General features: G+C 53.1%; 25 protein-coding genes and 1 pseudogene. 19 read left to right on the forward strand and 7 right to left on the reverse strand.

Features of this window, described 5'->3' with window-relative positions:
• Positions 1 to 3: 3 nt before the first annotated feature.
• Positions 4 to 1,593 (reverse strand): acyl-CoA ligase (AMP-forming), exosortase A system-associated, encoded by a 1,590-nt coding sequence (locus tag NP590_RS03245; RefSeq protein WP_256600782.1) that lies wholly within the window; start codon positions 1,591 to 1,593, stop codon positions 4 to 6.
• Positions 1,594 to 1,706: 113 nt separating this feature from the next.
• Here NP590_RS03245 and xrtA point away from each other — a divergent pair, with 113 nt between their 5' ends.
• The 8 genes from xrtA (at position 1,707) to sufD (ending at position 12,317) form a co-directional block, all read left to right on the forward strand.
• Positions 1,707 to 3,203, forward strand: coding sequence for an exosortase A (xrtA, locus tag NP590_RS03250; RefSeq protein ID WP_256600784.1), 1,497 nt, complete (start codon positions 1,707 to 1,709; stop codon positions 3,201 to 3,203).
• 69 nt (positions 3,204 to 3,272) lie between these two features.
• Positions 3,273 to 4,673 (forward strand): mannose-1-phosphate guanylyltransferase/mannose-6-phosphate isomerase, encoded by a 1,401-nt coding sequence (locus tag NP590_RS03255; protein ID WP_256600785.1) that lies wholly within the window; start codon positions 3,273 to 3,275, stop codon positions 4,671 to 4,673.
• A gap of 92 nt (positions 4,674 to 4,765) precedes the next feature.
• Positions 4,766 to 6,040, forward strand: coding sequence for a magnesium/cobalt transporter CorA (gene corA, locus NP590_RS03260; protein WP_256600786.1), 1,275 nt, complete (start codon positions 4,766 to 4,768; stop codon positions 6,038 to 6,040).
• Positions 6,041 to 6,117: 77 nt separating this feature from the next.
• Positions 6,118 to 6,567, forward strand: coding sequence for an SUF system Fe-S cluster assembly regulator (locus tag NP590_RS03265; RefSeq protein WP_256600787.1), 450 nt, complete (start codon positions 6,118 to 6,120; stop codon positions 6,565 to 6,567).
• A 16-nt stretch (positions 6,568 to 6,583) separates the two neighbouring features.
• Positions 6,584 to 8,032 carry a Fe-S cluster assembly protein SufB gene (gene sufB, locus NP590_RS03270; protein ID WP_256600788.1) on the forward strand — a complete coding sequence of 483 codons (1,449 nt, stop codon included), beginning with the start codon at positions 6,584 to 6,586 and terminating at the stop codon, positions 8,030 to 8,032.
• Positions 8,033 to 8,649: 617 nt separating this feature from the next.
• Positions 8,650 to 9,852: a HEPN domain-containing protein gene (locus NP590_RS03275; protein ID WP_256600789.1), complete on the forward strand. Its 1,203-nt coding sequence runs from the start codon at positions 8,650 to 8,652 to the stop codon at positions 9,850 to 9,852.
• Between the two features lie 420 nt (positions 9,853 to 10,272).
• Positions 10,273 to 11,022, forward strand: coding sequence for a Fe-S cluster assembly ATPase SufC (gene sufC, locus NP590_RS03280; protein WP_256600790.1), 750 nt, complete (start codon positions 10,273 to 10,275; stop codon positions 11,020 to 11,022).
• Positions 11,019 to 12,317, forward strand: a complete 1,299-nt coding sequence (sufD, locus tag NP590_RS03285) for a Fe-S cluster assembly protein SufD (protein ID WP_504222742.1) — start codon at positions 11,019 to 11,021, stop codon at positions 12,315 to 12,317. The genes sufC and sufD overlap by 4 nt, the downstream gene beginning before the upstream one ends.
• Positions 12,318 to 12,334: 17 nt before the next feature.
• On the opposite strand, the gene NP590_RS03290 is transcribed toward sufD, so the two are convergent.
• Entirely contained in the window at positions 12,335 to 12,895 is a 561-nt protein-coding gene (locus tag NP590_RS03290; protein ID WP_256600791.1) for a Uma2 family endonuclease, read from the reverse strand.
• Positions 12,896 to 12,977: 82 nt separating this feature from the next.
• Between NP590_RS03290 and NP590_RS03295 the strand changes: the two genes are divergently transcribed.
• From NP590_RS03295 to NP590_RS03325, 7 genes are read left to right on the forward strand one after another with little or no spacing between them, the layout of a single operon-like run.
• Positions 12,978 to 14,201, forward strand: coding sequence for a cysteine desulfurase (locus NP590_RS03295; protein ID WP_256600792.1), 1,224 nt, complete (start codon positions 12,978 to 12,980; stop codon positions 14,199 to 14,201).
• Between the two features lie 16 nt (positions 14,202 to 14,217).
• Positions 14,218 to 14,448, forward strand: a complete 231-nt coding sequence (locus NP590_RS03300) for a type II toxin-antitoxin system HicB family antitoxin (protein WP_256600793.1) — start codon at positions 14,218 to 14,220, stop codon at positions 14,446 to 14,448.
• Positions 14,441 to 14,683, forward strand: coding sequence for a type II toxin-antitoxin system HicA family toxin (locus NP590_RS03305; RefSeq protein WP_256600794.1), 243 nt, complete (start codon positions 14,441 to 14,443; stop codon positions 14,681 to 14,683). Before NP590_RS03300 ends, NP590_RS03305 begins: the two co-directional genes overlap by 8 nt.
• A 2-nt stretch (positions 14,684 to 14,685) precedes the next feature.
• Positions 14,686 to 15,138, forward strand: coding sequence for a Fe-S cluster assembly sulfur transfer protein SufU (gene sufU / locus NP590_RS03310; RefSeq protein WP_256600795.1), 453 nt, complete (start codon positions 14,686 to 14,688; stop codon positions 15,136 to 15,138).
• A 50-nt stretch (positions 15,139 to 15,188) separates the two neighbouring features.
• The gene (locus NP590_RS03315) at positions 15,189 to 15,941 is read left to right on the forward strand and encodes a class I SAM-dependent methyltransferase (protein ID WP_256600796.1); all 753 of its coding nucleotides are present in this window, start codon (positions 15,189 to 15,191) and stop codon (positions 15,939 to 15,941) included.
• A 42-nt stretch (positions 15,942 to 15,983) separates the two neighbouring features.
• Complete coding sequence (locus NP590_RS03320) at positions 15,984 to 16,298, forward strand: non-heme iron oxygenase ferredoxin subunit (RefSeq protein WP_256600797.1); 315 nt, start codon at positions 15,984 to 15,986, stop codon at positions 16,296 to 16,298.
• Between the two features lie 48 nt (positions 16,299 to 16,346).
• A complete protein-coding gene (locus tag NP590_RS03325; protein WP_256600798.1) occupies positions 16,347 to 16,988 on the forward strand; it encodes an SPFH domain-containing protein in 642 nt (213 codons plus the stop codon).
• Between the two features lie 13 nt (positions 16,989 to 17,001).
• Here NP590_RS03325 and NP590_RS03330 read toward each other — a convergent pair whose 3' ends face one another.
• Complete coding sequence (locus NP590_RS03330; RefSeq protein ID WP_256600799.1) at positions 17,002 to 18,597, reverse strand: MinD/ParA family protein; 1,596 nt, start codon at positions 18,595 to 18,597, stop codon at positions 17,002 to 17,004.
• A gap of 149 nt (positions 18,598 to 18,746) precedes the next feature.
• On the opposite strand from NP590_RS03330, the gene NP590_RS03335 reads away from it, so the two are divergent.
• From NP590_RS03335 to NP590_RS03345, 3 genes and pseudogenes are all read left to right on the forward strand, one after another.
• Positions 18,747 to 19,286 carry a flavoprotein gene (locus NP590_RS03335; protein WP_256600800.1) on the forward strand — a complete coding sequence of 180 codons (540 nt, stop codon included), beginning with the start codon at positions 18,747 to 18,749 and terminating at the stop codon, positions 19,284 to 19,286.
• The gene (locus NP590_RS03340; RefSeq protein WP_256600801.1) at positions 19,283 to 20,692 is read left to right on the forward strand and encodes a DUF6513 domain-containing protein; all 1,410 of its coding nucleotides are present in this window, start codon (positions 19,283 to 19,285) and stop codon (positions 20,690 to 20,692) included. Before NP590_RS03335 ends, NP590_RS03340 begins: the two co-directional genes overlap by 4 nt.
• 84 nt (positions 20,693 to 20,776) lie before the next feature.
• Positions 20,777 to 21,409: pseudogene (locus tag NP590_RS03345) on the forward strand (ISNCY family transposase); the annotation flags it as partial.
• 289 nt (positions 21,410 to 21,698) lie between these two features.
• Here NP590_RS03345 and mutM read toward each other — a convergent pair.
• From mutM to NP590_RS03365, 4 genes are read right to left on the reverse strand one after another with little or no spacing between them, the layout of a single operon-like run.
• Positions 21,699 to 22,514 carry a bifunctional DNA-formamidopyrimidine glycosylase/DNA-(apurinic or apyrimidinic site) lyase gene (gene mutM, locus NP590_RS03350; protein WP_256600802.1) on the reverse strand — a complete coding sequence of 272 codons (816 nt, stop codon included), beginning with the start codon at positions 22,512 to 22,514 and terminating at the stop codon, positions 21,699 to 21,701.
• 6 nt (positions 22,515 to 22,520) lie between these two features.
• The gene (gene hflD / locus NP590_RS03355; protein WP_256600804.1) at positions 22,521 to 23,144 is read right to left on the reverse strand and encodes a high frequency lysogenization protein HflD; all 624 of its coding nucleotides are present in this window, start codon (positions 23,142 to 23,144) and stop codon (positions 22,521 to 22,523) included.
• Between the two features lie 5 nt (positions 23,145 to 23,149).
• The gene (locus NP590_RS03360) at positions 23,150 to 23,590 is read right to left on the reverse strand and encodes a rhodanese-like domain-containing protein (RefSeq protein WP_256600805.1); all 441 of its coding nucleotides are present in this window, start codon (positions 23,588 to 23,590) and stop codon (positions 23,150 to 23,152) included.
• Between the two features lie 15 nt (positions 23,591 to 23,605).
• Complete coding sequence (locus NP590_RS03365) at positions 23,606 to 24,808, reverse strand: EAL and HDOD domain-containing protein (protein WP_256600806.1); 1,203 nt, start codon at positions 24,806 to 24,808, stop codon at positions 23,606 to 23,608.
• Between the two features lie 132 nt (positions 24,809 to 24,940).
• On the opposite strand from NP590_RS03365, the gene NP590_RS03370 reads away from it, so the two are divergent.
• Complete coding sequence (locus NP590_RS03370) at positions 24,941 to 25,150, forward strand: heavy-metal-associated domain-containing protein (protein ID WP_256600807.1); 210 nt, start codon at positions 24,941 to 24,943, stop codon at positions 25,148 to 25,150.
• Positions 25,151 to 25,163 lie beyond the last annotated feature (13 nt).

Raw genomic sequence — 25,163 nt, forward strand, 5'->3', positions numbered from 1 at the left:
AACTTAGGATTGAAACAGGTTGGCAAATTGTTGGACGAGCATTTTACGGTCTATTTTGCCGTTGGGGTTGCGAGGTAAATCCGCCAATACTTCTATTTTGGCGGGCACCATAAAATTCGGTAATTGTTTTCTGCAGACGTCGATTAATTGTTGAGGGTCGAATTCACCATCGACTTGCGGACTGGCGACGACCACGACAGCCTGACCCAGGGTGGCGTGTTCTATACCGATGGCCGCTGCTTCCTTGACCAGTCCCGACGCATAGACGACTTCCTCTATTTCGCTGGGGCTGACCCGATAACCCGAGGTTTTGATCATATCGTCCTTGCGGCCGACAAAATATAAAAATCCCTCTTCATCCATGGTCACGGTGTCGCCGGACCAAACCGCTATTTCGGTCAACGGCAGGCCGGATAGTTGGCCCGGCGCGGGTTTGAAGCGCTCGGCGGTTTTGCCGGGATCATTCCAATAGCCCAGACTGACCAACGAGCCGCGGTGCACCAATTCGCCCGGTTCGTGCGGGGCGCAGAGGCTACCGTCTTCCCGCACCACCATGATTTCGGCATTGGGTATGGCCTTGCCCATGGAGTCCGGACGGATGTCGATTTGCTCGGGCGGCAGGTAGGTGGAGCGGAAGGCTTCGGTCAATCCGTACATTAAAAAAAACCGCGATTTCGGCGCTTTGGCGCGCAGTTTTTGTAAAACGGTTTTCGGCATTTTGCCGCCGGAATTGGTCATATAACGCAAGTGTTCGGCTATACTTTCCGGCCAGTTTAAATCCGCCAGTTGCGCCCACAGCGGCGGTACGGCGGCCAAACCCGTGATCCGGTATTTCTCCAGGGCCATGATGACATCGCGGGGCAATAAATAATCCATCAGAACGCAACTGGCCCCGGTCAGCAGGCTGGTTGTCAACTGGTTCAAGCCGTAATCGAAGCTGAAAGGCAGTGCCGCCAACAGGCGGTCATGGGCCTGAATTTGCAAATATTCGGCCACGCTTTCCGCGCCGGCTATGATGTTGCGGTGCGATAGCACCACGCCTTTCGGTTTACCGGTGCTGCCGGAGGTATACAAAATCGCGGCCATGTCGGCATCGATTAGTGGAACAGGCTTTGTTGAAGAATGATGTTCGGCGAATCGGTTGTATGTAGGCCAGTTTATGATTTGGCGGGACTGATCGTTAATGTCTATCGAATCCTGATCGACCACAATGATAGTATGTAGATCGGTGCAGTCGTGCAGGGTGTCCCGCAGGCTTTGTAAACGACTTTTCGATGTAATCAAAATTTTGACGTTACAATCGTTCAGTATGTAGCCAACCTGTTGAGCCTTTAAAACCGGATTGATAGGTACGAACACCCCGCCGGCAGTCGATACGGCTAAAAAACTGCTGACGGTTTCAATTTGCTTGGGTAAATAAATCGCTACCCGCTGCTGGCGTTTTAAATCCAGGCCTTGCAAGGCGTCAGCCTGTTGCTGTACTTGCAAGGCGAGTTGTTGGTAGGTGATTCGGCTGTCTTTATGCAGTATCGCGCCGGTGTTTCCCGATTTGTCTAGCGATTTAAACAATAAATGATGCAAACAATTTGTCATGATATTGGTCAAGAAACTGGAACGATGGTGTAGGTTGAATATCCTAGCAGAATATAGCGTTAATACCGAATCTAAGCATAGCGGCTTGATGGATCGGTTGGAGAGACAGTTTCATGCTTAAAAGTATTGATGTTCCGGCGCATTGGCGAAGGTCGTTATGGATTTTGCTGCTGCTGCAATCTTGCTTTTTACTGCTTTTTTGGGAAGGCTGGCGTTCCATGGCGAGTGTTTGGTCGGGTTCCGATACCTTTGCGCATGGTTTTTTGGTGGCTCCGGTAAGTCTGTGGTTACTGTGGAGTCGAAAAGAAGTTTACGCAAGGTTCTATCCTCAGCCGAGTCCATGGGGTTTGGCGGGGATGATGATATGCGGGTTCGGCTGGTTAGCGGCTGAATTAAGCCAGGTGTTGGTGGTTGAACAGTTTGCGCTGGCGGGGATGTTGATTTGCCTGATTTGGAGTGTATTGGGCAACCAGCTTACCCGCAACATGCTGTTCCCATTGGGTTTCTTGTTTTTAATGGTGCCGTTTGGCGAGGATTTCGTGCCGTATCTAATGGAATATACGGCCAGCTTCGTCGTCGCCATGTTGCGCTTGACCGGCATGAGTGTTTATCGGGAAGGTTTGCACTTCACCCTGACATCCGGTAATTGGTCGGTTGTGGAGGCGTGCAGCGGTATCCGCTATTTGATTGCCTCCATTACCCTGGGATTGCTCTACGCCTATTTGAATTACACCAGTTATCGCAAGCGAGCGGTGTTTATTCTGGCGTCCATTCTGTTGCCGATTTTGGCCAATGGTGTGCGAGCTTACATGATAGTGATGATAGGCCATTTAAGTAGCATGAAGTTAGCCACCGGGGTCGATCACATCATATATGGTTGGGTGTTTTTTGGTCTGGTCATGTTGTTGCTGTTCTACATTGGCTCGTTTTGGCGCGATGACTTGGTTGTTGTTGCTGTAGTGGATCAGCAAGCGTTATCGCAACTGACTATCCAGAACAGTAACTCCCGGTGGGTAGCTGTTATGAGCCTGCTGTGTCTGGCTGTGTGGCCGGTTGCCGCGATGCAATTGCACGCCCGCCAAGCGGTGACTGCCGTTATTCCGTCGGAGATGTTGCAAAATTTGCCGGCGGAAACGGTTGCCGCGCCTGCTTGGCAATGGCGGCCGTTGTTCGATGGGGTGGTGGTGGCTGAAACGCGTTTTGTTGCAGACGACGAACAGGTAATTGGAATCTATTTCGCCAACTTTGGCGATGAATCGCGGGGCGGAGAACTGGTAAATTCGCAAAATATCCTGGTCTCTGGTATTCAGCGCGACTGGCGAGTTATCAGTGCTTCGATAAAAACCCTCGATTTGTCGACGAAGCCTTGGAGCATCGAAGAGCAAGTGATAACCGATAATCGAATTCATCTGTTGGTCATGCGCTGGTATCGAATCGGCCGTACCAATACCGCTAATGCGTATTACGCGAAATGGTTGCAATTGCTCAAGCGTTTGAGTGGCGACGCCGCGCCGGAAATGATGGTGGTCGTCTATACGCAAACTCCGCACAACGACTATCGGCTGGCCCGAGAGCGCTTGCAAAAAATCGCCTTGGGCTGCTGCGAATAATTTTCAAATGAATGCTGCGTCGAATGGGCGCCGGCCTAAACTTTTAACGTATCGAAAAGGACAATTTATATGATACCCGTCATACTCTCTGGGGGCTCCGGAACTCGGCTATGGCCCTTGTCACGCGGTCAATATCCTAAACAATTTTTGCCCCTGGTTTCGGGTAAAACCATGATACAGGAGACCTTGTTACGGTTAAGCGGGGTTGCCGGATTACAGCCGCCGATTGCGGTATGTAACGAGGATCACCGCTTCATGATGGCGGAACAATTATGGGAAATCGGCAGTAAACCGGCCGCCATCATTTTGGAACCCGTCGGCAAGAATACCGCTCCGGCGGTTGCCATGGCGGCCTTAAGCGCGGCTTCGGCTGACGATGTATTGTTGATATTGCCGGCCGACCATGTGATTGCCGATACCTCCAGCTTTCATCTGGCGATTGCTAAAGCAGAGCAGTTGGCCAAACAGGATCTGTTGGTTACCTTCGGTATCGTCGCCAACGCACCGGAAACCGGTTATGGATACATCAAGGCCGGCGCGGAGCAAATTGGTGAAGGGTTCAAAGTGGCCGCTTTTGTGGAAAAACCGGATGTGGAAACCGCGCAAAGCTACCTGGACAGTGGCGACTACTTCTGGAATAGCGGCATGTTTGCCTTTAAAGCCGGCGTCTTCTTGGCCGAGCTGGAAAAATTCAATCCGCAAATGCTGCAAGTGTGCCGGGAAGCCTTGGCGGCGGCCAAGACCGACCTGGATTTTACCCGCTTGGACAAGCAGATTTTTTCTACCTGTCCGGCCGATTCCATCGACTATGCGGTGATGGAAAAAACCGATAAAGCGGCCGTGATTCCCCTGAATGCCGGCTGGAACGATGTCGGCTCCTGGTCGGCTTTGTGGGATGTTACCGGCAAGGACCAAGCCGGCAACGCCATCAAGGGCGATGTGTTGACCATCGATACCAGCAATTCCTATGTGCATTCCAGCAGTAAATTGGTGGCCGTGATCGGCGTACAGGATTTGGTGGTGGTGGAAACGGATGACGCAGTTATGGTGGCCTCGAAGGACAGGGTGCAGGATGTAAAAGCCATCGTCGATCAATTGAAGGCCTTAAAGCGCGACGAAGCCCATGTGCACCGCAAAGTCTACCGGCCCTGGGGACACTACGATCTGGTCGATACCGGTGACCGTCATCATACCAAGCGTATCGTGGTCAAGCCGGGCGCCAAACTGTCGGTGCAGAAGCACCACCATCGCGCGGAGCATTGGGTGGTTGTGAAAGGCACCGCCTGGGTCACCAAGGACGGCCAAGAGGTGTTGGTGACCGAAAACGAGTCGATTTATATCCCGGTCGGCGTGGTGCACAGTCTGGAAAATCCCGGTGTGATTCCATTGGAAATGGTCGAAGTGCAGTCCGGCAGCTACTTGGGCGAAGACGATATCGTGCGCTATCAGGATAATTATGGCCGGATATAAGCCGACTGGTTGACCCCGGCTATTCGGCGCGTGGTCCGGGTGACGTCGGTTATCATATCGGTTGTTAATTTGTCTTTACCCTGGAGTGTCCGTTGCAGTTACAAGCCGTCAACGATTTATTGAAAAAGCACCGGCTGGTGGAAAGCATGGTGCAGAATCAACCGCAGCCGCGCCGTAAACTGGTAATCTCGCTGGTGCAAAAACAGCACATGGCCGAGTTGAATACCTTGTTGGGAAAATTGTCTCCCATCGAAATCGGCCAAATACTCTCGGCTCTCGGTTTGGACGATGCCCGTCTGGTTTGGGAGCAGATTCCCGAAGCCCGTCAGGACGACGTGTTGTGGGAAATTTCCGACACCTTGCGCGAACAGCTGGTTGGCGACCGGGAGCCGCATTGCGGCGAAGGCCAGATGAGTGCCTTCGAGTTGAAGGAGGGCCGCTTGTCGAAGGTTTCCATCACCTGTCGTCACGATCTATTGGCGGTCAAGCCCATCTGGATCGATTTGTTGGCGCCGACCAAGGCCCAACGCACTCTGATCGGTCAGCATTACGATCTGGAATTGCCCTCGCCCGACGAGTTGACCGATTTGGAGGCCAGCGCCCGCTTTTATGTCGCGCAGGATGAAATCCATATCCATTCGGATTTTTTGTTGGACAGGGAAGGCAAGTCCCGCAGCGTGCCGGTGGCTTTTGTATTGCGTGGAGAGATGTTGTTTTCCATCCGGGGCGAAGAATTGCCGGTGTTTAGGTTACAGCGCTTGCGGGCCAGGACCCAGCCCGGGTTTGTCACGGACAGCAAGGACATGCTGCTGGACTTATACGGCGCCGAGGCCGAATATTCGGCCGATTCGCTGGAAGACATCTACACCGAGTTGGAAGCCGTCAGCAAAAAAGTCTTGAGTCAGAATGTCAGCGATGAGGACGCCGAACAGATTCTGGCGGACATAGCCGAAGAAGAAGACTTGAACGGCCGGATTCGCCGCAACATGCTGGACACCCAGCGGGCGGTGTCGTTTCTGGTGCGGCGCAAACTGCTTTCGCCGGCGCAATTGGAAGATGCCCAGCAGATTTTGCGCGACATAGAATCGCTCAACAGCCATACGGCGTTTTTGTTCGACAAAATCAATTTTTTGATGGACGCTACGGTCGGTTTCATCAACATCAACCAGAACAAAGTCATTAAAATTTTCTCGGTCGCCTCGGTTGCCATGCTGCCGCCCACCCTGATCGCCAGCATATACGGCATGAATTTTCAGCACATGCCGGAATTGGAATGGGATTTGGGTTACCCGTTCGCCCTGGCAATGATGGCGTTTTCCATTTTATTACCCTATTTGTTTTTCCGCCGCAAGGGCTGGCTCAGGTGAGAAGGGTAGGAAATAATAACCGAGTACTTTACTCGGGAATTAAATAAGACTAAAATGGTCCTAAATCTGAGAGGGCCATGTTAAAGCTAAGCAAATTAACCGACTACGCCACGGTGGTACTGAGCGTGATTGCCAAGGACCAGCACCGATTGCATGATGCACTGGAGTTGGCCGAAGTGACCGGTATCGCCTTGCCCACGGTCAGCAAGATTTTAAAAATTTTGACCAAGGCTGGCTTGTTGTCGTCCATGCGCGGTGCCAAGGGCGGTTATGCGCTGGCCCGCGAGCCGGAAAAAATCACCGTGGCCATGGTGATCGGTGCCTTGGAAGGGCCGATTGCCCTGACTGAATGCTCGGCTTCGCATAAAGGCTGCGATCAGGCCAGCGGCTGCCGCATACAAGGCAATTGGCATCTTATCAATCAGAAGATTGCCAACGCCTTGGAGTCCGTGACGCTGGCGGATATGATCCTGCCATTCAAGCAGCCGGCGGAAGTCAGCATCCCCCTCAGCCGTTTATACCGTTAAATTATCGAGAGCGCCCATGTCCGCGACCGCACAAGAAATCGAAAATCTGATCAGCCAGGAATACAAACAAGGTTTCGTCACCGAGCTGGAAGTAGATACTTTTCCGCCCGGTCTGGACGAAGAAGTCATCCGCCGCTTATCAAAAGTCAAAAACGAACCCGAGTTCATGCTGGAATACCGCCTGAAGGCGTTTCGACATTGGCAGACCATGCCGTCGCCAAACTGGGCGCAGCTTAAAATCGATCCCATTGATTATCAGGCCATTAGCTATTACTCGGCGCCCAAGTCGAAAAAAGCAGGTCCCAAAAGTCTGGACGAAGTCGACCCGCAATTGTTGGATACCTATAAAAAACTCGGCATTCCGCTGGAGGAACAAGAGCGGTTGGCCGGTATCGCCGTCGATGCGGTATTCGACAGCGTCTCCGTCGCCACTACATTTAAAGGCAAGCTAAAAGAAGCCGGGGTGATTTTCTGTCCGATTTCCGAAGCCTTGCAGGAATACCCGGAATTGGTCAAACAATATCTCGGCAGCGTGGTGCCTCCCGGCGACAACTTCTTCGCCGCGTTGAATTCCGCTGTGTTTACCGACGGCTCTTTCGTCTACATCCCCAAGGGGGTGCGCTGCCCTATGGAATTGTCAACTTATTTTCGCATCAACGCCGCCAACACCGGCCAGTTCGAACGCACCCTGATCATTGCCGACGCAGACTCGCACGTATCGTATCTGGAAGGCTGCACCGCGCCTATGCGCGACGAAAACCAATTGCATGCGGCGGTGGTGGAATTGGTGGCGCTGGACAACGCCCAAATCAAATATTCCACGGTACAAAACTGGTATCCCGGCGACAAGGACGGCAAGGGAGGTATTTACAACTTCGTCACCAAGCGCGCCGAGTGTCGCGGGCATAATTCCAAAGTGTCCTGGACCCAAGTCGAGACCGGCTCGGCGATCACCTGGAAATACCCCAGTTGCGTGTTGCTGGGCGATGATTCGGTCGGCGAGTTTTATTCGGTGGCCTTGACCAACAATCTGCAGCAAGCGGATACCGGCACTAAGATGATACATATCGGTAAAAACACCCGCAGTACCATAGTTTCCAAGGGCATTTCCGCCGGCCGGGCGCAGAATACCTATCGCGGTTTGGTGAAAGTCGCCAAATCCGCCGAAAACGCCCGCAACCACACTCAGTGCGATTCATTGCTGGTTGGCGACAAGTGCGGAGCGCACACTTTTCCGTACGTGGAAGTCAATCAACCCACGGCGCAAGTCGAGCACGAAGCGACGACGTCTAAAATCAGCGAAGATCAGTTGTTCTTTTGTCAGCAGCGAGGATTGTCCGCCGAAGATGCGGTGTCGATGATTGTGAATGGGTTTTGTAAGGAAGTGTTCAAGGAACTGCCGATGGAGTTCGCGGTGGAGGCGCAGGCGTTGTTGGGGATTAGTCTTGAGGGGGCGGTTGGTTAGTTTTGTTCCCTCTCCCTCGGGGAGAGGGCTAGGGTGAGGGGGATTTTTTATCGTTCCCACGTTTCGGCGTGGAAATGCGGTGACGGACGCTCCAGTGTCTGAGGGTGTTGTGTCGCTATCGCGACGGTTTGTTTTAAAGTCGGTTCGCGGACCGACGGCCGCGATACTTTCTTTTGCTTGGCCAAAAGAAAGTATCCAAAGAAAAGGCCACCCCATGCCGCTTGTATCCTGCGCGCCGAAGGCTTTGAACGGGGTTTTTCGAAGGGGCTTCCCAGCCCCCACGAAAAACGCGATGCATCCCTGCATCGCCCCTGCGGGCATATCCGTTCAAACCCTCCGGTGCTCGGCGCGGCATCAGGGGAGTAAACCCCGTTTCGGAATTGAAAGTGGTCGAATATTTTGACTTTGGCAAGAATTTGTAGGATGTGCCGACGGAAGGAGGCGCATCTGTCGCGAACGATGCGCTTCACTGCGTTCAGCACATCCTACGAGCTGAATTGATAATTGCCAGATGATTTGGTTTATAAATTGTCTGGAAAATAGGGTGCAATAGCAAAGAGTATTGCACCGGTGGTGGCAATAGCTATCGGTTATTACACTCTATGGTTCTTAATCATATGTCAGTTAAATGGAAAAAAAGCAAAAGCCTTAAACCAGAATTAATTTTAGGAAAAGTAAAGGATTTAATTTTTCTTGATGGTGATCAGAAAACCTTTCGAGGAGGGCTTGAAATAGAATTTGCCTTGTCTGCGCTGGAAACCATGATTGATTTTAGTGAAGAATATTCTGATAAGTCTTGGTTGATAAGTCAAGTATTAAGGGAAACTATAAATCTTGACAATAAAGATGATTTTATAAAGAATTTAGAAGCTAAATTAATAGATCAAGGAAAAAAGCCAGAGTCTGTTTTTCACGTTTTAACAAGTTTGTCTATATCTAGTAACTATATCAAAGAATATAGAATTAATGATTGTGTTGTTAAATTGGTTGGAAGTGAATTTGAGGGGGAATTTCATAATAGCCGAGTTAATGCTTTAGAAGGTCAGAGTGATGATGGAGATTTTTATAATAAAATTGTTGTAATTACAAAGTCTAAGTCTCCAAGCTGGGCTATGAACAAGGCATTGAGATCTCTGGATTTGCTAAGGTCTATTTTATGTCTTAAATCAAATGTCGATTACGAATTAGTTGGAAATGAGTGGAAGCCAATAAATCGGATCAGACTAGGTCCTTTTCATACTGTCCACCAAGAATCTGGAGAAGTTGTAACTAATGGGTTTTGGTCAGAACCTTTTTATTTTAAAGCACCATTTTTTGATCCGTGGAAAGATGTTAAATTTGACGAGGATACTGACTATATTTTAAATAGGCTTCGCATCTCAAAATATGCTAATAAATTAGAGAATGCTTTGTTACGTTATGTCGAGGCTCTCGATGAAAGAAATCATAATAACGCGGTAATAAAGCTGTGGGGGGCGATAGAATGTCTAGTTTGTCCATCTGGAGCGAATGGCGATTTGGTAACGAAACGATGTTCTTTTCTGTTTAAGGAGTCTTTGTTCCATAGGCAAGTTTTAGAACATCTGCGTGAGTACAGAAATAATTTAGTTCATGCTGGAGTATCGAGAGAAGAGGTTAAGAGCATATGCTTTCAACTGCAATATTATTTTAGACATCTTATGAAATTTCATTTTCAAGGTTCAGATGTTTTTAGTGATATAGATCATGCTAACAACTTTCTTGATTTGCCGTTCGATGAAGTTAGTTTAAAGAAGAAAAAAGAGTTAATAGATTTAGCTTTAAAGTATGTTTCTGGATAGGGATTCAATTACGCTCGGTAGGGTGGGCACGATTTAGTGCCCACGCGGTATTAAAACCAACGGTGGGCAAAATTGCCCACCCTACGCGGGATGGTTTTTTCCCGTTATGTCGCGCCGAGCACCGGAGGGTTTGGGCGGATCAGCCCGAAGGGGCGATGCAGGGAGGCATCGCGTTTTCCGCAGGGGCTGGGAAGCCCCTTCGGAAAACCCCGGTCAAACCCGAGGAGCGCAGGGATTACGCGGCATCCGGGTGTCGTTTCTTTTGGTTTCTTTTCTTTGGACAAGCAAAGAAAAGAAACTCGGCTGTCGGGCCGAGACCCGACTTTAAAACAACGTCGCGTTAGCGACACTAAAAGATTTAATGCTGGGTTTCACTTCGTTCTACCCAGTCTACATTTTAAAACTTAGGTGACTAAACGTATGCTCAGCATAAAAAACTTACACGTCTCCATCAACGACAAACCCATCCTCAAAGGCCTAACCCTGGACATCAATCCAGGTGAAGTCCATGCCATCATGGGCCCCAACGGTGCCGGCAAGAGTACATTGTCGCATGTGCTGTCCGGTAAAGCCGGTTACACGGTCACCGAAGGCAGTGTGACCTATAACGGCAAAGACCTTTTGGAATTGGCTCCGGAAATTCGCGCCCGCGAAGGCGTGTTTCTGGCCTTCCAATATCCGGTGGAGATTCCCGGCGTCAGCAATATTTATCTGCTGAAAGCCGCGTTGAATGCGATGCGCAAGCATCATGGCCTGCCGGAAGTGGATGCGATGGATTTTCTGACCATCGTCAAAAGCAAGGTCAAATTGTTGCAGATGGACGAGAAGTTTTTATATCGCGCCGTTAACGAAGGTTTTTCCGGCGGCGAGAAAAAGCGCAACGAGATTTTGCAGGCGGCGGTGTTGGAACCCAAGTTGTGCATACTCGACGAAACCGATTCCGGCCTGGATATCGACGCCTTGCGCATCGTCGCCGAGGGTGTCAATTCCTTGCGTTCCGCCGAGCGTTCGTTCTTGATGATCACCCATTACCAGCGTCTTTTGGATTACATCAAACCCGATGTGGTGCATGTGCTGGCCGACGGCAAGATCGTCAAATCCGGCGGGCCTGATTTGGCGCTGGAACTGGAAGAAAAAGGTTACAGCTGGCTGGAAGGGCGGGCGGCATGATGAACGAGTTAAGTAACAATGCTTATTTGGCGGCTTATCCGGCACTGGCGGACAGTTTGCCCGGGCGGGATTTGCCTTGGTTACAACAACTGCGCAACGAGGCCTTGCAGGTCTTCGGCCAAACCGGCTTTCCGGGCAATCGCGAGGAAGAATGGCGTTACACCAATTTGTCGGCCTTGGGCAAAACCGGGTTCGCTCCGGCGGCAGTTGGGGCGGTCGATGCCGATTGGTTGAATTCCTATCGTCTGGACAATGCGTTTTGCGTGGTGCTGGTCAACGGCTGTTTCGCTTCGGACTTGTCGCGGCTGGAAGGTTTGGAAGGCGTGACGGTAAACGGTCTCGCCGAAATCTTGACGCAAAATCCGGCGGCCTTGGAAGGCAAACTAGGGCAAGCGGTCGCAAGCGGCGAGCATAATCTGGTGGCCTTCAACAATGCCTGGTTTGGCGATGGCGTGACCATTGAAGTCGCCGCTAAACAGGTCTTGGATAAGCCTATTCAGATTTTGCATGTGGTGACCGAAGCCGGTGCCTTGGCCGCGACCCGTAATCTGATAACGATAGGCGACCAGGCCGAAGCCGAAATTATCGAAACCTATGTCGGCAGCACCGACAGCTACTTCACCGCCGCGGTCAACGAATGTCTGCTCGGTCGAAACGCCGGTTTGACCTTGACCAAAGTGCAACTGGAAGCGGACAAAGCTCAGCATTTCGGCGGCACTTACGTCAAGCAAGCGCAAGACAGTCGCTTCCTTCATCATAATTTTGCCTTGGGTGGCGGCTTGGCGCGTAGCGATATACACAGCGATCTGGATAAAGCGGCGGAATGCTCGCTGAACGGTTTGTTTGTGGCCGGCAAGCGCCAACATATAGACAACCACACCCGCATCAAGCATCTTAAGCCGCACGGCGTCAGCCGCGAGTTTTACAAGGGCGTACTCGACAACCGCGCGCGCGGAGTGTTTCAGGGCCGGGTGATCGTCGCCGAAAACGCCCAGCGTACCGATTCGGAAATGAATAACCGCAATCTGCTGCTGTCCGCCGATGCCGAGGTCGATACCAAGCCACAATTGGAAATTTACAACGACGACGTCAAGTGTTCGCACGGCGTCACGGTGGGGCAGTTGGAGGAAAAATCTGTGTTTTATTTGCAATCGCGCGGCGTGGACGAGGCGACGGCCAGAAACATCTTGACCTTCGCCTTTGCCAACGAGATGGCGGATAAGGTCGAGAATGCCGAATTGAAGGGCTTGCTATTAAATGAGTTGCTGGCGCGTTTTCCGGCGATGAGTTTGTAGGGGGTATTAATCCGCCCCTACAGAATATCGGCAACTGTGATTTTAATCTCCGGTAAGGTTAGTAGATTAAGGCTATCGGATTTTGTCAGCACGGATTTATCCAGATAATCGCCTTCTTGCGGTTGCCGGTAAACTTCCAGGCAGTCATCGATCAGATTGACGATCCAGTATTCCGGAATCATATGTGTGGCATACAAACGGCGTTTTTGTTCGCGGTCGAAGCGCAGGGTGCTGTCGGAGATTTCGACTAATAGCAATACGTCTTCCGCTTTGGGGTGGCGGTTGCTATAGAAATCCGCGTTTGGGGACAGCAGTGCCAAATCGGGTTCGGGTTCGGACAGATCGCCCAGTTGAATAGGGCTTTGGATGCTGACGATGGCATGATTGACAGTCAGAAAGGTCAATAATGTGTTTAAACGGCGCAAGTGCCCCGCGTGATTAAATCCAATCGGTGCCATGGTGAGAATTTCTCCTGCTATGAGTTCCAGGCGGCTGTCGGGCGGGAAAATACCGGCCTCGCCCATGCGGTGCCACTCGGCGATGTCGGTGAGGTGTTTCTGGGGGAAGACGGCGGACATAATGTTACCCAAATTTGGCGAATCGACGGGTTCGATTCTAGTGTTTAGTAAAGACGAAATCAATTAAAGCAAACAGTTAGCGATGAGCACATTTCCAATCGAACAAATCCGCGCCGATTTCCCCATCCTCGGCGAAAAAATCCGCAATAAACCCTTGGTATATCTGGATAACGCCGCCAGTTGCCAGAAACCGCAAGCGGTCATAGACAGCATAGTCCGCACTTATAGCCACGAATATGCCAACATCCATCGCGGCGTGCATACCTTGAGCGTCAAAGCCACCGATCAATTCGAAGGCGCGCGGGAAAAGGTTAGGGCGTTTATTAATGCCGCCAGCGTTAAGGAAATCGTTTTCGTGCGCGGGGCGACCGAGGCCATCAATCTGGTTGCGCAAAGTTACGGAGCATCCCAATTAAAGGCCGGCGACGAAATCGTCATCAGCGCGATGGAGCACCATGCCAACATTGTGCCCTGGCAGATGCTGTGCCAGCAGATCGGCACCGTATTGAAGGTGGCGCCTATCAATCAACAAGGTGAACTGATATTCGATGCATTCGAACAGTTGCTGAGCGAAAAAACCAAATTGGTCGCTATTGCTCATATGTCCAATGCCTTGGGCAGCATCAATCCGGTCGAGCGCATCGTTGCCGCCGCACATGCCAAAAATATCCCGGTGCTGCTGGACGGTGCGCAAGCGATTCCGCATATGCCGGTCGACGTGCGGGCTTTGGATTGCGATTTTTACGTGTTCTCCGGCCATAAACTTTACGGTCCGTCGGGTACCGGTGTGTTGTACGGCAAGCAGGTCTTGCTGGAAGCCATGCCGCCGTATCAAGGCGGCGGCGACATGATACGGCAGGTTACTTTCGAAAAAACCACTTACGCCGGTCTACCGCATAAATTCGAAGCCGGCACCCCGGCGATTGCCGAAATCATCGGCCTGGGCGCGGCCATCGACTACGTCAGTGCCGTCGGCATGGCTAATATCGCCGCTTACGAGGCCGAGTTGCTGACTTACGCCACCGAGCAAGCTCGGCAAATCCAAGGCCTCAACATCATCGGTCAAGCTGAACATAAAGGCGGCATTTTGTCGTTCACGTTGGATCATATCCATCCGCACGACATAGGCACCATGCTGGATAGTCTGGGTATCGCCGTGCGCGCCGGCCACCACTGCGCGATGCCTGTGATGGATTTTTACGGCGTGCCGGCCACCGCGCGGGCCTCGTTTGCGATGTACAATACCCGGCAGGAAATTGATGTGTTGATGCAGGGCATCAAGTCGTTGATAGAAGTGTTTGGATAGATTTTAGGAGTGGCTTATGCACTACACCGTCAAAGCGCACATTTATGCGGGTGAAAAATCCGGCTACATGGCCGAATGCGTCGAATTTCCGGTAGTAACTCAGGGGCAAACGCTGGATGAAACCGTGCAAAATTTGCGCGAAGCGCTGGCGTTACACCTGGAAGACGAAGATTTGTTGGCACTGGGTTTTGCCAGTAAACAACCGCCGCTGGTGGTGAATTACGAGATGGAATCGGTTTGTGCCTAAATTAAAGCCGCTGACCGCCAAGCAGTTGTTGGCGATTTTTGCGCAATTCTGGTTTGCCGTGGTTTCGCAAAGAGGTAGCCACATCAAGTTGGTTCGGATTATCGCCGGCCACAAACAGACTTTAACCATACCCAATCACAATGAACTCGATCCCGGTACTTGCAAGGCTATCATGCGCCAAGCTGGACGTTATATCGGCATTGATCAGCCTTATCCCCATTTTTATTCGGAATAACCATGTTTGACGACTTACGCGACCTTTACCAAGAGGTCATCTTCGACCACAACCGCAATCCGCGCAACTTCCGCATCATGGAAGACGCTAATCGGCGAGTGGACGGCTTTAATCCATTGTGCGGCGACAAGCTGACTTTGTTTTTGAAGATAGACGATCACGTAATCAGCGACGCCAGCTTTCAGGGTTCCGGCTGCGCGATTTCCACCGCCTCGGTATCGCTGATGACCGAAATCGTCAAGGGCAAGACAGAAGCGGAAGCCGAAGCCTTGTTTACCCAATTTCACGAAATGACTACCGGTAAATCCGAACAAGTCAACCTGGAAGCCGTGGGTAAGCTGGCGGTATTGGCCGGCGTGCGCGAATACCCGGCCCGGGTCAAATGCGCTACCCTGGCCTGGCATACCCTGGACGCGGCCCTGAAAAACCAGCGGGACGCGGTTTCCACCGAATAAGTTCGCTTGCAAAGTGCGGGAACCCTGCAATATCAAGCGCTAACGAACCTATGCGCAATCTCGCCATCCTGAGCGAGGATGATACCGATCCAAGGCCGCAAGTGTTAGCGGCGCGGCTTGACCTGCCTTTGCTGGGCATGGCCGAAGCGGAAGCCGGAGCTTGCGGTTTTTTCCTGGCTTACCGAGACGGCTGCCTGAAATTATTGGACAGGCAAAACCTGAAAAAAGGCGGCTTGGCGGTCGAGATCGACCCGCGTCCCGGCGAGCAGCATTCCTATCCTGCCCCCAAAAAAGATCTGCTGGCGCAGGCGGTCGGTAAAAAATCCCATAGCGTTGTCGATGCCACCGCCGGCTGGGGGCAGGACGGACTGGCGCTATTCCGCATGGGTTATGAAGTGACTTGCATCGAACGTTCGCCGATCATGGCGGCTTTGCTCGCCGATGGTTTCCAGCGGTTGATGCAAAAAGATTGGGTCCGAAAGCGGGAACTGGCGCCGCCAACCTTGTTGGTCGGAAACGCCATCGAATTGCTGGCGAGTTTACCGGAAAAGCCGGACTGCATTTATCTAGACCCGATGTTTCCTCCAAAACGTAAACAATCGGCGGCAACCCGCAAATCCATGGCGGTATTGCGCGATATTTTGGGGGACGATACCGACCGGCAAGCCCTGTTCGGTGCGGCTTTTGCCGCAACCGGCCGGCGGGTGGCGGTCAAGAGCCCGGATTATGCCGATCCCCTGGGCGGCAAGCCCAACGAAAGCTATCAGGGTAAGTTGTTGCGTTACGATGTGTATTTGAAATAAGCGAAAAACGTAATTTGTATCCGTGGAATAGAGAGGTGCTTTGTGTCTGATTGGATAGACGTGGCGGCCGAATCGGCCTTGGCCGACGGCGAACATGTAGTGATCGAGGTTGACGGTTACGATGTGGCGGTTTTTAAACTGGAAGGCCGATTTTATGCGATAGAAGATGTCTGCACCCATGATGGCGCGGAAATCGCCAGCGGCGAACTGGACGGCGATGAAATCGTTTGTCCCCGGCATGGCGCAAGGTTTTGCGTGAAAACCGGCCAAGTCAAATGCGCGCCGGCCTATGAAGACGTGGCTACTTTTCCGGTTCGGGTGGTCGACGGCCGTCTGCAGGTAGCCGCTCAAAACTAGGGTTTATGGTCTATAGTCGGACCAGGTTTTCTTTTAAGGAATAACAATATGTCGACTGTTCAGGCTTCCGAAAATCCGTTTCGCCGAATTGGAAAAATCAGATTTTGGCATGTGCTGGGCTTGCTGCTTGTCGGCGTAATGCTGATTTCGCCGCCCTGGTTTATCGTGCAGCCTTCGGAAATGGCCAACGTGCGCCGCCTGGGCAAAATTCTGCATCCCGCGCCATTGGCGGACGGCTGGTATTTTAAAGTGCCCTGGTTGGATGAGGTCGATATTTTGCAAGTCTCCCTGACCGGTTTCCAGGCAAACGACCTGCCGATCTTTACCATGGACAACCAATGGATCAACGTCTCCGTCGGTATTTCGTTCAGTGTGCCGGAAGCGGCGGTTTTAAACCTGCTGTATAAAGTCGGCCGTAGCGGCGACTTCGATATCGGGCAAAATCTGCGGCCGGTGCTTAGCGAAAGTGCCATGCTGGTGTTTTCCCGCCATTTGGCCGAAAAATTGCCGTCGGAGCGCGAGCAACTGGTGAAGGAATTGGAAACGGAATTGAGTGCGGCCTTGCAACGCGTTTTCGGCCTGACGGTAGAGGATGTGCAGATCATTAACATCAATTATCTATCCGAACGCGCCGCGCAGTTGTGCAACGAACTGAAACAGATGGACAACCAGCCCGCCGCGGGCCAGTGAACGGTACCCGGAGTCATTCCGGCTTGACCGCCGCCAGCAAGGCTGCGCGGCGCTGGTTCAATTGTCTGAAGCCATTGCTTAACTCATCGGCTTGTTCCCGCAGCTTGAGCTCTTCGTCCGCCATGTCCGCCAAGCTTTGCATGGTGCTAGCCAGCAATAAATCGCTCTTGCTCCGGTAAGGCCGTTTAAAACGCTGTTCAAAAGCCCGCCCCAAATCGTCCAGCAATTCTTGATAATGCGCTTCGCTGAATGCGGGTTTTTGGATGGCTTCCAGCAGTTCCCGCCGGGCGTCGAATACATCGCCGCCAAAGGCCAGTAAATAGGCCTCGCGCATCTGCGTGGCCAGTGCCCGCATCTCCGTTTCCGAGTCCTTGCATTGCACGATCAGGCGGGCCAGACCGTTTTCCGCATCATGCAGGGGTTGCCGGTGTTTTGCCATGTAGAGCGCTTCCAGCGTGCCGGCCAGTTCCTGCAACTGGGGGGCGGCGTAATCTTCCGCTTCCAGCCAGCGAAACAGCAAAGTCCGGAAGTTGGCTGGAAATCGGCCGAATCGGCCTTGAAAACCGGCCATGAAACGGCCGCTAAAATCTTCCAGCATTTGCCGATCGGCCGACTGGTTTTGCATGGCCGTCAGCAATTGCTCGGCAAGCTCCGCGATACCTGATTCCGGGGCTGTTAAGTCCGGGGCTTGCGATACCGGGCCGGCTTGGAGGGCTTGGTCTTTTGCTTGATTGTGCCGGTTGCCCGTGGGTTGAAGGTTGGCGGTTTCCCGCGCAACATTTTGCCAATAATCGGCCAGGCCGACTTCGCTTTCCCTGCCGCCTACATGTTTCAACAAGTTATCCGCCAGGGCGAACAGGCAGCGGCTGGCCGGCGCGTTACCGAATAGCTCCACCAGCGGTGTCTGTTTGACGATGGATTGGGCTAAGCCATCGTCACGGGCCACGAAGCCACCGTAATCCACGTTTAGGTCCAGGTATTTGTTGACCGCGGCGTAAAAGCGGCGATAGGTTTCCGTGGCATGCTGATAATGCTCCACCATGTTGACCAGCACCCGGATACTACCGGGATATTGCCGGTTGTTCAGCAATTTCAGCATGGAAAAACCGTCCGTCAGCGAGGTCGGTTCGGGGGTGATCAGCAAAAAGGCGTGCGGTGCCGATTCGATGAATTGCAATACGCTATCGGCTACCCCGGCCGCCGTGTCGATCAGAAAGTAGTCATAGTCGGCTTCCAACTCGGTCAAGGCCTTGCTCAGCCGGTTGCAGGTATCGGCGTCGAGATCGGCTAAGCTGGCGATACCGGTGGCTCCGGGTACCACGGCCACGCCTTGGCGGGTCTTGACGACAATGTCGCGTAGCGATTTTTCGCCGTTGAGCACATGCTCCAGGGTAAATTCCGGCCGCAGGCCCAGCAAAATATTGATGTTTGCCAAGCCGGTGTCGGCGTCGAAGATACAGACCCTGGCGCCTTTTTGCGCCATGGCGGTGGCGACATTGGCGGTCACGCAGGTCTTGCCGACGCCGCCCTTGCCGCTGGTGAACGCCACTACATGGGCGCGAGGTTTGTCGGCCGGCAAGGGCTGTTCGGCAAAATTCGAGGATTCCATGGCCGGGGAGTGTAGTTGGTTTATGTGATCCACAGCTTACAGGTTTGGCTTAATGTTGCAGATGTACGGTAGTACAGGCGCTCTTCTTACCGCGGCATGTCGGGCGGGCTCGGTTATAATGGCCGGCCTTTTGTTCAATTCAAAACGCCATGAAAGCACCGCGTCTTGCCTGGGCTGTCACAGGTTCCGGCCATTATATCGAAGAATGTCTCGAATTCATGCTGGGCCTGGATAATGTGGATTGTTATCTCAGCCAAGCCGGCGAAGAGGTGCTGAAGATGTACGGCATCACTCTCAACAACATCAAGGACAAAATGCCGGTGTACCGGGACCGGGCGGCATCGGCGCCACCGGTGGGCTTGTTTTATAAAGGTTATTACCATACTTTCGTGATGGCGCCGACTACCTCCAACACCATCGCTAAATGCGTTTTGGGTATCGCCGATTCGCTGGTGACCAATCTGTATTCACAAGCCGGCAAATGCCGGGTGGAAAGCATCGTTTACCCCTGCGACATAGCGCCCGAGATGGAGACCACCGCGCCCGGCAATAAGCGCGTGATGGTTTATCCGCGCCCCATCGATTTGGAGGCCACCGCTAAAATCCGAACTTTTCCGTTTACCCAGGTGGTGGAAAGCGTGGACGAACTGAAAGCGGCGGTGATACGCCGGTTGGCGTCATTATCATGAGCGACGAACGCATTTTGTTTTTGACCGGCAAACTGGCGGAAAAACAGCTCCGGCAGATTCTGGCGGCCATGCAGCCGGATTTCTATTACAAGGTCAAGGAAATGGGCGTCAAGGTGGCGGCCTTGATGACCGCCGACATGATAGGTCGGCGCTTGAAGGATACCGAAGGTGCTACCCGCATCGTCATTCCCGGCCGCTGCCGCGGCGATATCGAGGCGTTGTCGCGGCAACTCGGGGTGCCGGTCGAGCGCGGGCCGGAGGAAGTCAAGGACTTGCCGGAGTATTTCGGCAAGGGCGCGCATCATTACGATCTCAACGCTTATCAAACCAAAATATTCGCCGAAATCGTCGACGCGCCCAATATCAACGTCGAAGCGGTGGTCGAGCGAGCCTACTACTACAAATCGCAGGGCGCCGACGTGATAGACATAGGCTGCTTGCCCGGTACGCCGTTTCCGCATCTGGCCGAGTGTATTCAGACCCTGAAACAGGAGGGCTTCACGGTCAGCATCGATTCTTTGGAAGACGCGGATTTGCTGGCGGGCGGACGCGCCGGCGCCGATTACATGTTGAGTCTGACCGCCGAAAGCCTGTGGATAGCCGAGGAAGTGGCGGCCACGCCGATTATCATCCCGCAAGTGCACGGCGATTTAAGCAGCCTGGACGGGGTGATAGAAACCCTGCAACGCAAGCGCCGCGCCTTCATCGTCGACCCCATCCTCGATCCGATTCATTTCGGTTTCACCGCATCCATCGTGCGCAATTACCAATTTCGCCAGCGCTATCCGGAGGTGGAGATGATGCTAGGGGTCGGTAATATCACCGAATTGACCCATGCGGATACTTCCGGCATGAATGCGTTGCTGCTGGGGATTTGTTCGGAACTGAACATCAACCACATTCTGGCCACCGAAGTCAGCAAACATGCTTGCAAGGCCGTCAAGGAAGCGGACTCCGCCCGGCGCATCATGTACGCGGCCAAGCAGCACGACAGTCTGCCCAAGCATATCGCCCCGGATTTACTGACGGTGCACGACAGCGCGCCTTTTCCCTATAGCCGCGCGGAAATCGAAGCCATCGCCGCCGAGATCCGCGACCCCAGCTACCGTATACAGGTCAGCGGCGACGGACTGCATGTGTTCAATCGCGACGGCTTTCATAGCGCGCGCGATCCCTTCGATTTATATCCGCATCTGGGTGTCGAAAGCGACGGCGGCCATGCCTTTTATTTGGGCGTTGAGCTGGCGCGGGCGCAAATTGCCTGGCAACTGGGCAAACGCTTTACGCAGGACCAGCAACTGAACTGGGGTTGCGCGGCCCGGGGCGGGGAAACGGAAGCGGATTTGCATACCTTCAAGCCGGCCGGCAGTACACTGAAAAAACGGCACGAGCACCAAGCGGATTAAGGATTCCGGACCCTGCAACGGGCGCGCGCCGCCCGGCATCGGCTGCATGACGACCACGGTCTGCCAGCAACCATGCTGGCGGCACTCGACGGTTATCTGGTGCATGTCGAGCGGCAGATCGATCAGATTCGCCGCCGGGTCCCGCAAGGTGAAGCCATCCCGCATGGCGAAAAAGTCTTTTCCATTTTTCAGCCGCGCACCGAATGGATCAGCAAAGGTAAAGCCGGCGTACCGGTTGAGTTAGGTTTGCGGGTAGCGGTCGTCGAAGATCAACACCGCTTCATCCCGCACCATCAGGTCATGGGAAAAAACACCGACGATCAAGTCGCCGTATCCCTGGTCGAACACGCCCAAACCCGCTTTCCCGCCGTCAGGGCAATGAGTTTCGACAAGGGCTTTCACAGTCCCGCGAATCAGACCGAACTCAAACAGCGCCTGGAACACGTGATATTGCCGAAAAAAGGCCGATTATCCGAAGCCGGCAAAGCCCGCGAATCCGCCCCGGAATTTGTCCGCCCGCGCCGTCAACACTCAGCCGTCGAATCGGCGATTAATGCACTGGGTGTACATGGCCTGGACAAATGCCCCGATCATGGCCTTAACGGCTTCAAACGCTACGTGACGCTGGCCGTTGTTGCCCGCAACATTCAACGACTGGGTGCCGTCCTGCGCGAACAAGCGCAACCGGAAGCCGATCGACGACGAGGCCCGTACAAAAGCCCGAAGCACAGGAAGGGTGCATCCAAAATTCGCCCTGAAGGACTGATTGGTATCGTTGTGTACAACGCAATAAGAAAAAATGCCGGCCTACGCCGAAAAACGGCTAGCGCTATGCTGAGTAAGCCGGCAGGATTTTGAAAAAAGCGAGTTTCCTGTCAAGCACCAACTATTCAGCGATTGTGAAGGGTGGATAAGCCCCGCGCATCCACCATGATTGCCGGATGGTTTGGTTTATCCTACGAGACTGTCTTTCATTTGCCGGGGCGATGCGCCTGTTTCATGAGCGTTACGATTGGCATGCGCCGCAGAAATAGCTGGCGCGCTGGCCGATTTTGAGTTGCTGGATGGGTTCGGCGCAGGTCAAGCAGGCTTGCCCGGCCCGGCCGTATACCGCAAGCGATTGCTGAAAATATCCGGGCTTGCCTTCGGCGTTGACAAAGTCGCGTAGCGTGGTTCCGCCTTGTTCTATCGCCCATTGCAAGACGGTTTTAATGGCTTCGCAAAGGCGCAGGCAATCGGCCAAGTCAAGTGCCCCGGCCGGCCGGTTAGGATGCACACCGGCCATGAACAGCGATTCGCTGGCGTAGATATTGCCCACCCCCACCACCACATGGCTGTCCATGATCAGGTTTTTTATCGGGCCGCGGCGGTTAAGGCATTGATCCAGCAGGAATTGGGCGTTGAAGCGGTCGGATAGCGGCTCCGGTCCCAATCCGCTCAACAACACGTGCCGCTCTGCCGGTTCGCTGGTCCATAGTATGGCGCCGAAACGGCGCTGGTCGTTAAAACGCAATATCGTGCGGTCGGCGAAAACAAAATCGGCGTGATCGTGCTTGAGAACGGCTTGTTGACCGTCGGTAATCCGCAGGTTTCCCGACATGCCCAGATGAATCAATAAAGTCCCCGCGCCGGTAGACAACAACAGATATTTTCCCCGCCGCTCTACGCCTTCCAGCCGCAGGCCGGGCAGGGTGACCGTCAAACCGTCGGGTACCGGCCAACGTAAACCGGGCTGGCGGATAATGACTTGAGCAAAGGTTTTGCCCAGAATATGCGGCGCAATGCCGCGCCGGGTGGTTTCGACTTCGGGTAATTCCGGCATGGACGCTCAAATTTGCGCAAGCAAATGTTTGGCTTCGGCTTGCAGTTTGGCTCTGGACAGCAATAAATGCCAGCGGCTGCCGCCGCATTGGCGCCATAGTAGGCTGGCGCGGATGCCGGCCAGCAACAGGGCACGGATTTTGTTGACGATGGTTTGATTGCCCAGGTGTTGCGGGTCGCCGTTGATCATGATGCGCGGCTGCAAGGTGCTGATAGTGCCGTGGTAGACATCGGCCAGATTGGCCAGCACGTTTTCGTGCATGACGCCAAAATGCTCGGCCTGGCCTTGCGCGCGGACAATACCTGTGCGAATCTGCTTCAGCATCTCCGAGTTCCGAGTCAATTGTTTTTGCAGATGCACCAACTGAGCCGCGTAGCGGGCTTGTTCCGGGTTGGCCACCACGCGGCTGGTCAGTTGCAGATCCAGTTGTTCCAGCCCGTGTTTTACTCCGTTCAGGCCGCCATACACCTCGGCCACGCTGTCCGAATCTATTTTCAATACGCTGCCTATGCTGGCCGTCATGGCATCCGGGTCGGCGTTGCCGGTGCTGGCCAGTTGGCGTACCAATGAACAGGCTTGAGCGATGCCCGCCAGGGCGATAGTTTGATTGCTGAGCGAAATTAGTGACATTTAGGTTATTTACAGGCTACTTGTATGCAATTGGGAGAAACGGGATGGCCGGCTTTCAGCCAGGACTGCAAGCCGTTATCCAGGTGATAAACATTTTTCATGCCCAGTTTTTGGGTCAACAGGGCGCCGACTTTGCCGCTGCGATTGCCGGAGCGGCACACCAAAATCACGGCTTGGTCGGGAGAAGACTGCATTTTTCGCAGATCGGCCGCCCATTGGTCCGGGTCGAAGCGGCCTTGCGGATCGAAGGCTTGCAATTTGCGGCTATCGGCAATCAGGCCGGAGCTTTGCCACTCCGCTTCGGTGCGAATGTCCACAACCAGCGCATTTTGGTTTTGCTGCATTTTCAGCAATTGTTCGGGGCTGACGGCGGTCGGTTCGTCCGCCAACGTTGCATGGCCGAGGAACAGCAAACCGGCGAAGATCAAGTTTACAATTTTTTTCATGGGGCTAAAGCGGCATTATTTGATGTAGGGATACACTTGGCTGCTCCACCACTGGATGCAGTCCAGGTAAATTTCGGCAATACGCTTGGGTTTGATGTTGCCGAAGGTGGGGCGATTCACGTCCCAACGTTCGTAATCCAAGGCATATTGCAGGGCTTCTCCCGCCACGCCGGATTTTTGCAATATCGCGTCGCTGACCAGATTGGACAACGGCAGTTGTTGCAAGCCTTTTTCCAGCGGTAAATCCAATATGCTGTCCAGGCCGGACAGCAGGCCGACCAAGAAAAAAGTTTCCGGGTCCTGTTTGATCTCGGCCGCCAGCAATTCGCACATTTTGGCCCGCACCAGTATGGTTTGCAATATGGCGGGCGATTTCGCCGACATAGAGGAAAGCGCCAGAATATTCACCCAGCGTCTTAATTCCTTCAGCCCCAGATAGGTGGCGGCATGTTGCAGCGACTGAATTTTGTTGGGTAGGGCAAACGAGGCGGAATTCAAGTAATGCAGCAATTTGTAACTCAGGCTGACATCCTGGGCAATCACCTTGCTGATTTCCTGAAAGCCGACATCCTGTTTGTTGATGATGGCCAAAAGCTGCAGGGTAGCCGTTTGCGACACGCCGAGTCGCTTGCCTTCCACTATATTGGGTTTGCTGAAGAAAAAGCCCTGGAACAGTTCACAGCCCCATGCCTGCAACATTTTGAACTCCTGATGGGTTTCGACTTTTTCGGCCAGCAGCTTTAGCTTGTAGGGTTTTAGGTTTTCGATCAGTCGCTGGGTGTCTTCCAGGCTGCAGGCCATGATGTCCAATTTGATGATATCGACGAATTCCAGCAGCGGCAGCCATTCCGGCGTCAATTCAAAATCGTCCAGCGCTATGGTATAACCCTGGGCGGACAACTCGCGCAAATTGTTGATGATGCGCGTATCCACTTTGACATTCTCCAGCACCTCCACCACGATGCGCTCCTTGGGCAGATCGAGCGGGGTTTTCTCCAGAATATTTTGCGCGGTAAAGTTTATAAAGGCCAGATGAGGCCCCACCAGTTCGTTTAAGCCGATTTCCAGAATGGTATCGGTAATGACTTGATTGGTGGCCGAGGCCGCGCTTTCCTGAACCGATAAATCGAAGTCATTGCCGCGAAACAGAATTTCGTAAGCGAAGGTGTTCAATCTGTGATCAAGAATTTGTTGGCGACCGATCAGGAAGTCTGTCATTGGGTTTACGAATCGGGGAGCGTTACACTATGATGAAAATCGAAAACCTTATACCATGAGCGACCAAGCCAGTCGAGTTGGCGCCGGGTTTGAATCTTTTTTATTTTCCCCATCATAATCAGGAGAGCCATTATGTCTGAATCAGTATCAATCAACGTCAGCGGCATGAAATGCGGCGGATGCGAAAATACCTTGAATACCGCCTTGTCGGCTATTGAAGGGGTGTTGGCCGTCAAGGCCTCGCACCAGGAGAAAAAGGTTGAGGTCGAGTTCGATCCCGCCAAAACCGATCTGGACGAGATCGAGGACGCCATTGCCGACGCCGGATTCAGCGTCGAATAAAGGCATGATTCCG

Origin of the sequence: Methylomonas subterranea (assembly GCF_024505185.1) — a bacterium.
GTDB classification, from domain to species: Bacteria; Pseudomonadota; Gammaproteobacteria; order Methylococcales; family Methylomonadaceae; genus Methylomonas; species Methylomonas subterranea.

Coding starts and splice junctions, on each gene's coding strand:
- NP590_RS03245 (WP_256600782.1), bottom strand. CDS start 1,593: ATGACAAATTGTTTGCATCATTTATTGTTTAAATCGCTAGACAAATCG.
- NP590_RS03255 (WP_256600785.1), top strand. CDS start 3,273: ATGATACCCGTCATACTCTCTGGGGGCTCCGGAACTCGGCTATGGCCC.
- NP590_RS03315 (WP_256600796.1), top strand. CDS start 15,189: ATGCGCAATCTCGCCATCCTGAGCGAGGATGATACCGATCCAAGGCCG.
- sufB (WP_256600788.1), top strand. CDS start 6,584: ATGTCCGCGACCGCACAAGAAATCGAAAATCTGATCAGCCAGGAATAC.
- hflD (WP_256600804.1), bottom strand. CDS start 23,144: ATGTCACTAATTTCGCTCAGCAATCAAACTATCGCCCTGGCGGGCATC.
- NP590_RS03295 (WP_256600792.1), top strand. CDS start 12,978: ATGAGCACATTTCCAATCGAACAAATCCGCGCCGATTTCCCCATCCTC.
- sufD (WP_504222742.1), top strand. CDS start 11,019: ATGATGAACGAGTTAAGTAACAATGCTTATTTGGCGGCTTATCCGGCA.
- sufC (WP_256600790.1), top strand. CDS start 10,273: ATGCTCAGCATAAAAAACTTACACGTCTCCATCAACGACAAACCCATC.
- NP590_RS03325 (WP_256600798.1), top strand. CDS start 16,347: ATGTCGACTGTTCAGGCTTCCGAAAATCCGTTTCGCCGAATTGGAAAA.
- NP590_RS03370 (WP_256600807.1), top strand. CDS start 24,941: ATGTCTGAATCAGTATCAATCAACGTCAGCGGCATGAAATGCGGCGGA.
- NP590_RS03365 (WP_256600806.1), bottom strand. CDS start 24,808: ATGACAGACTTCCTGATCGGTCGCCAACAAATTCTTGATCACAGATTG.
- sufU (WP_256600795.1), top strand. CDS start 14,686: ATGTTTGACGACTTACGCGACCTTTACCAAGAGGTCATCTTCGACCAC.
- NP590_RS03335 (WP_256600800.1), top strand. CDS start 18,747: ATGAAAGCACCGCGTCTTGCCTGGGCTGTCACAGGTTCCGGCCATTAT.
- NP590_RS03340 (WP_256600801.1), top strand. CDS start 19,283: ATGAGCGACGAACGCATTTTGTTTTTGACCGGCAAACTGGCGGAAAAA.
- NP590_RS03300 (WP_256600793.1), top strand. CDS start 14,218: ATGCACTACACCGTCAAAGCGCACATTTATGCGGGTGAAAAATCCGGC.
- mutM (WP_256600802.1), bottom strand. CDS start 22,514: ATGCCGGAATTACCCGAAGTCGAAACCACCCGGCGCGGCATTGCGCCG.
- NP590_RS03265 (WP_256600787.1), top strand. CDS start 6,118: ATGTTAAAGCTAAGCAAATTAACCGACTACGCCACGGTGGTACTGAGC.
- NP590_RS03275 (WP_256600789.1), top strand. CDS start 8,650: ATGTCAGTTAAATGGAAAAAAAGCAAAAGCCTTAAACCAGAATTAATT.
- NP590_RS03290 (WP_256600791.1), bottom strand. CDS start 12,895: ATGTCCGCCGTCTTCCCCCAGAAACACCTCACCGACATCGCCGAGTGG.
- NP590_RS03360 (WP_256600805.1), bottom strand. CDS start 23,590: ATGAAAAAAATTGTAAACTTGATCTTCGCCGGTTTGCTGTTCCTCGGC.
- NP590_RS03330 (WP_256600799.1), bottom strand. CDS start 18,597: ATGGAATCCTCGAATTTTGCCGAACAGCCCTTGCCGGCCGACAAACCT.
- xrtA (WP_256600784.1), top strand. CDS start 1,707: ATGCTTAAAAGTATTGATGTTCCGGCGCATTGGCGAAGGTCGTTATGG.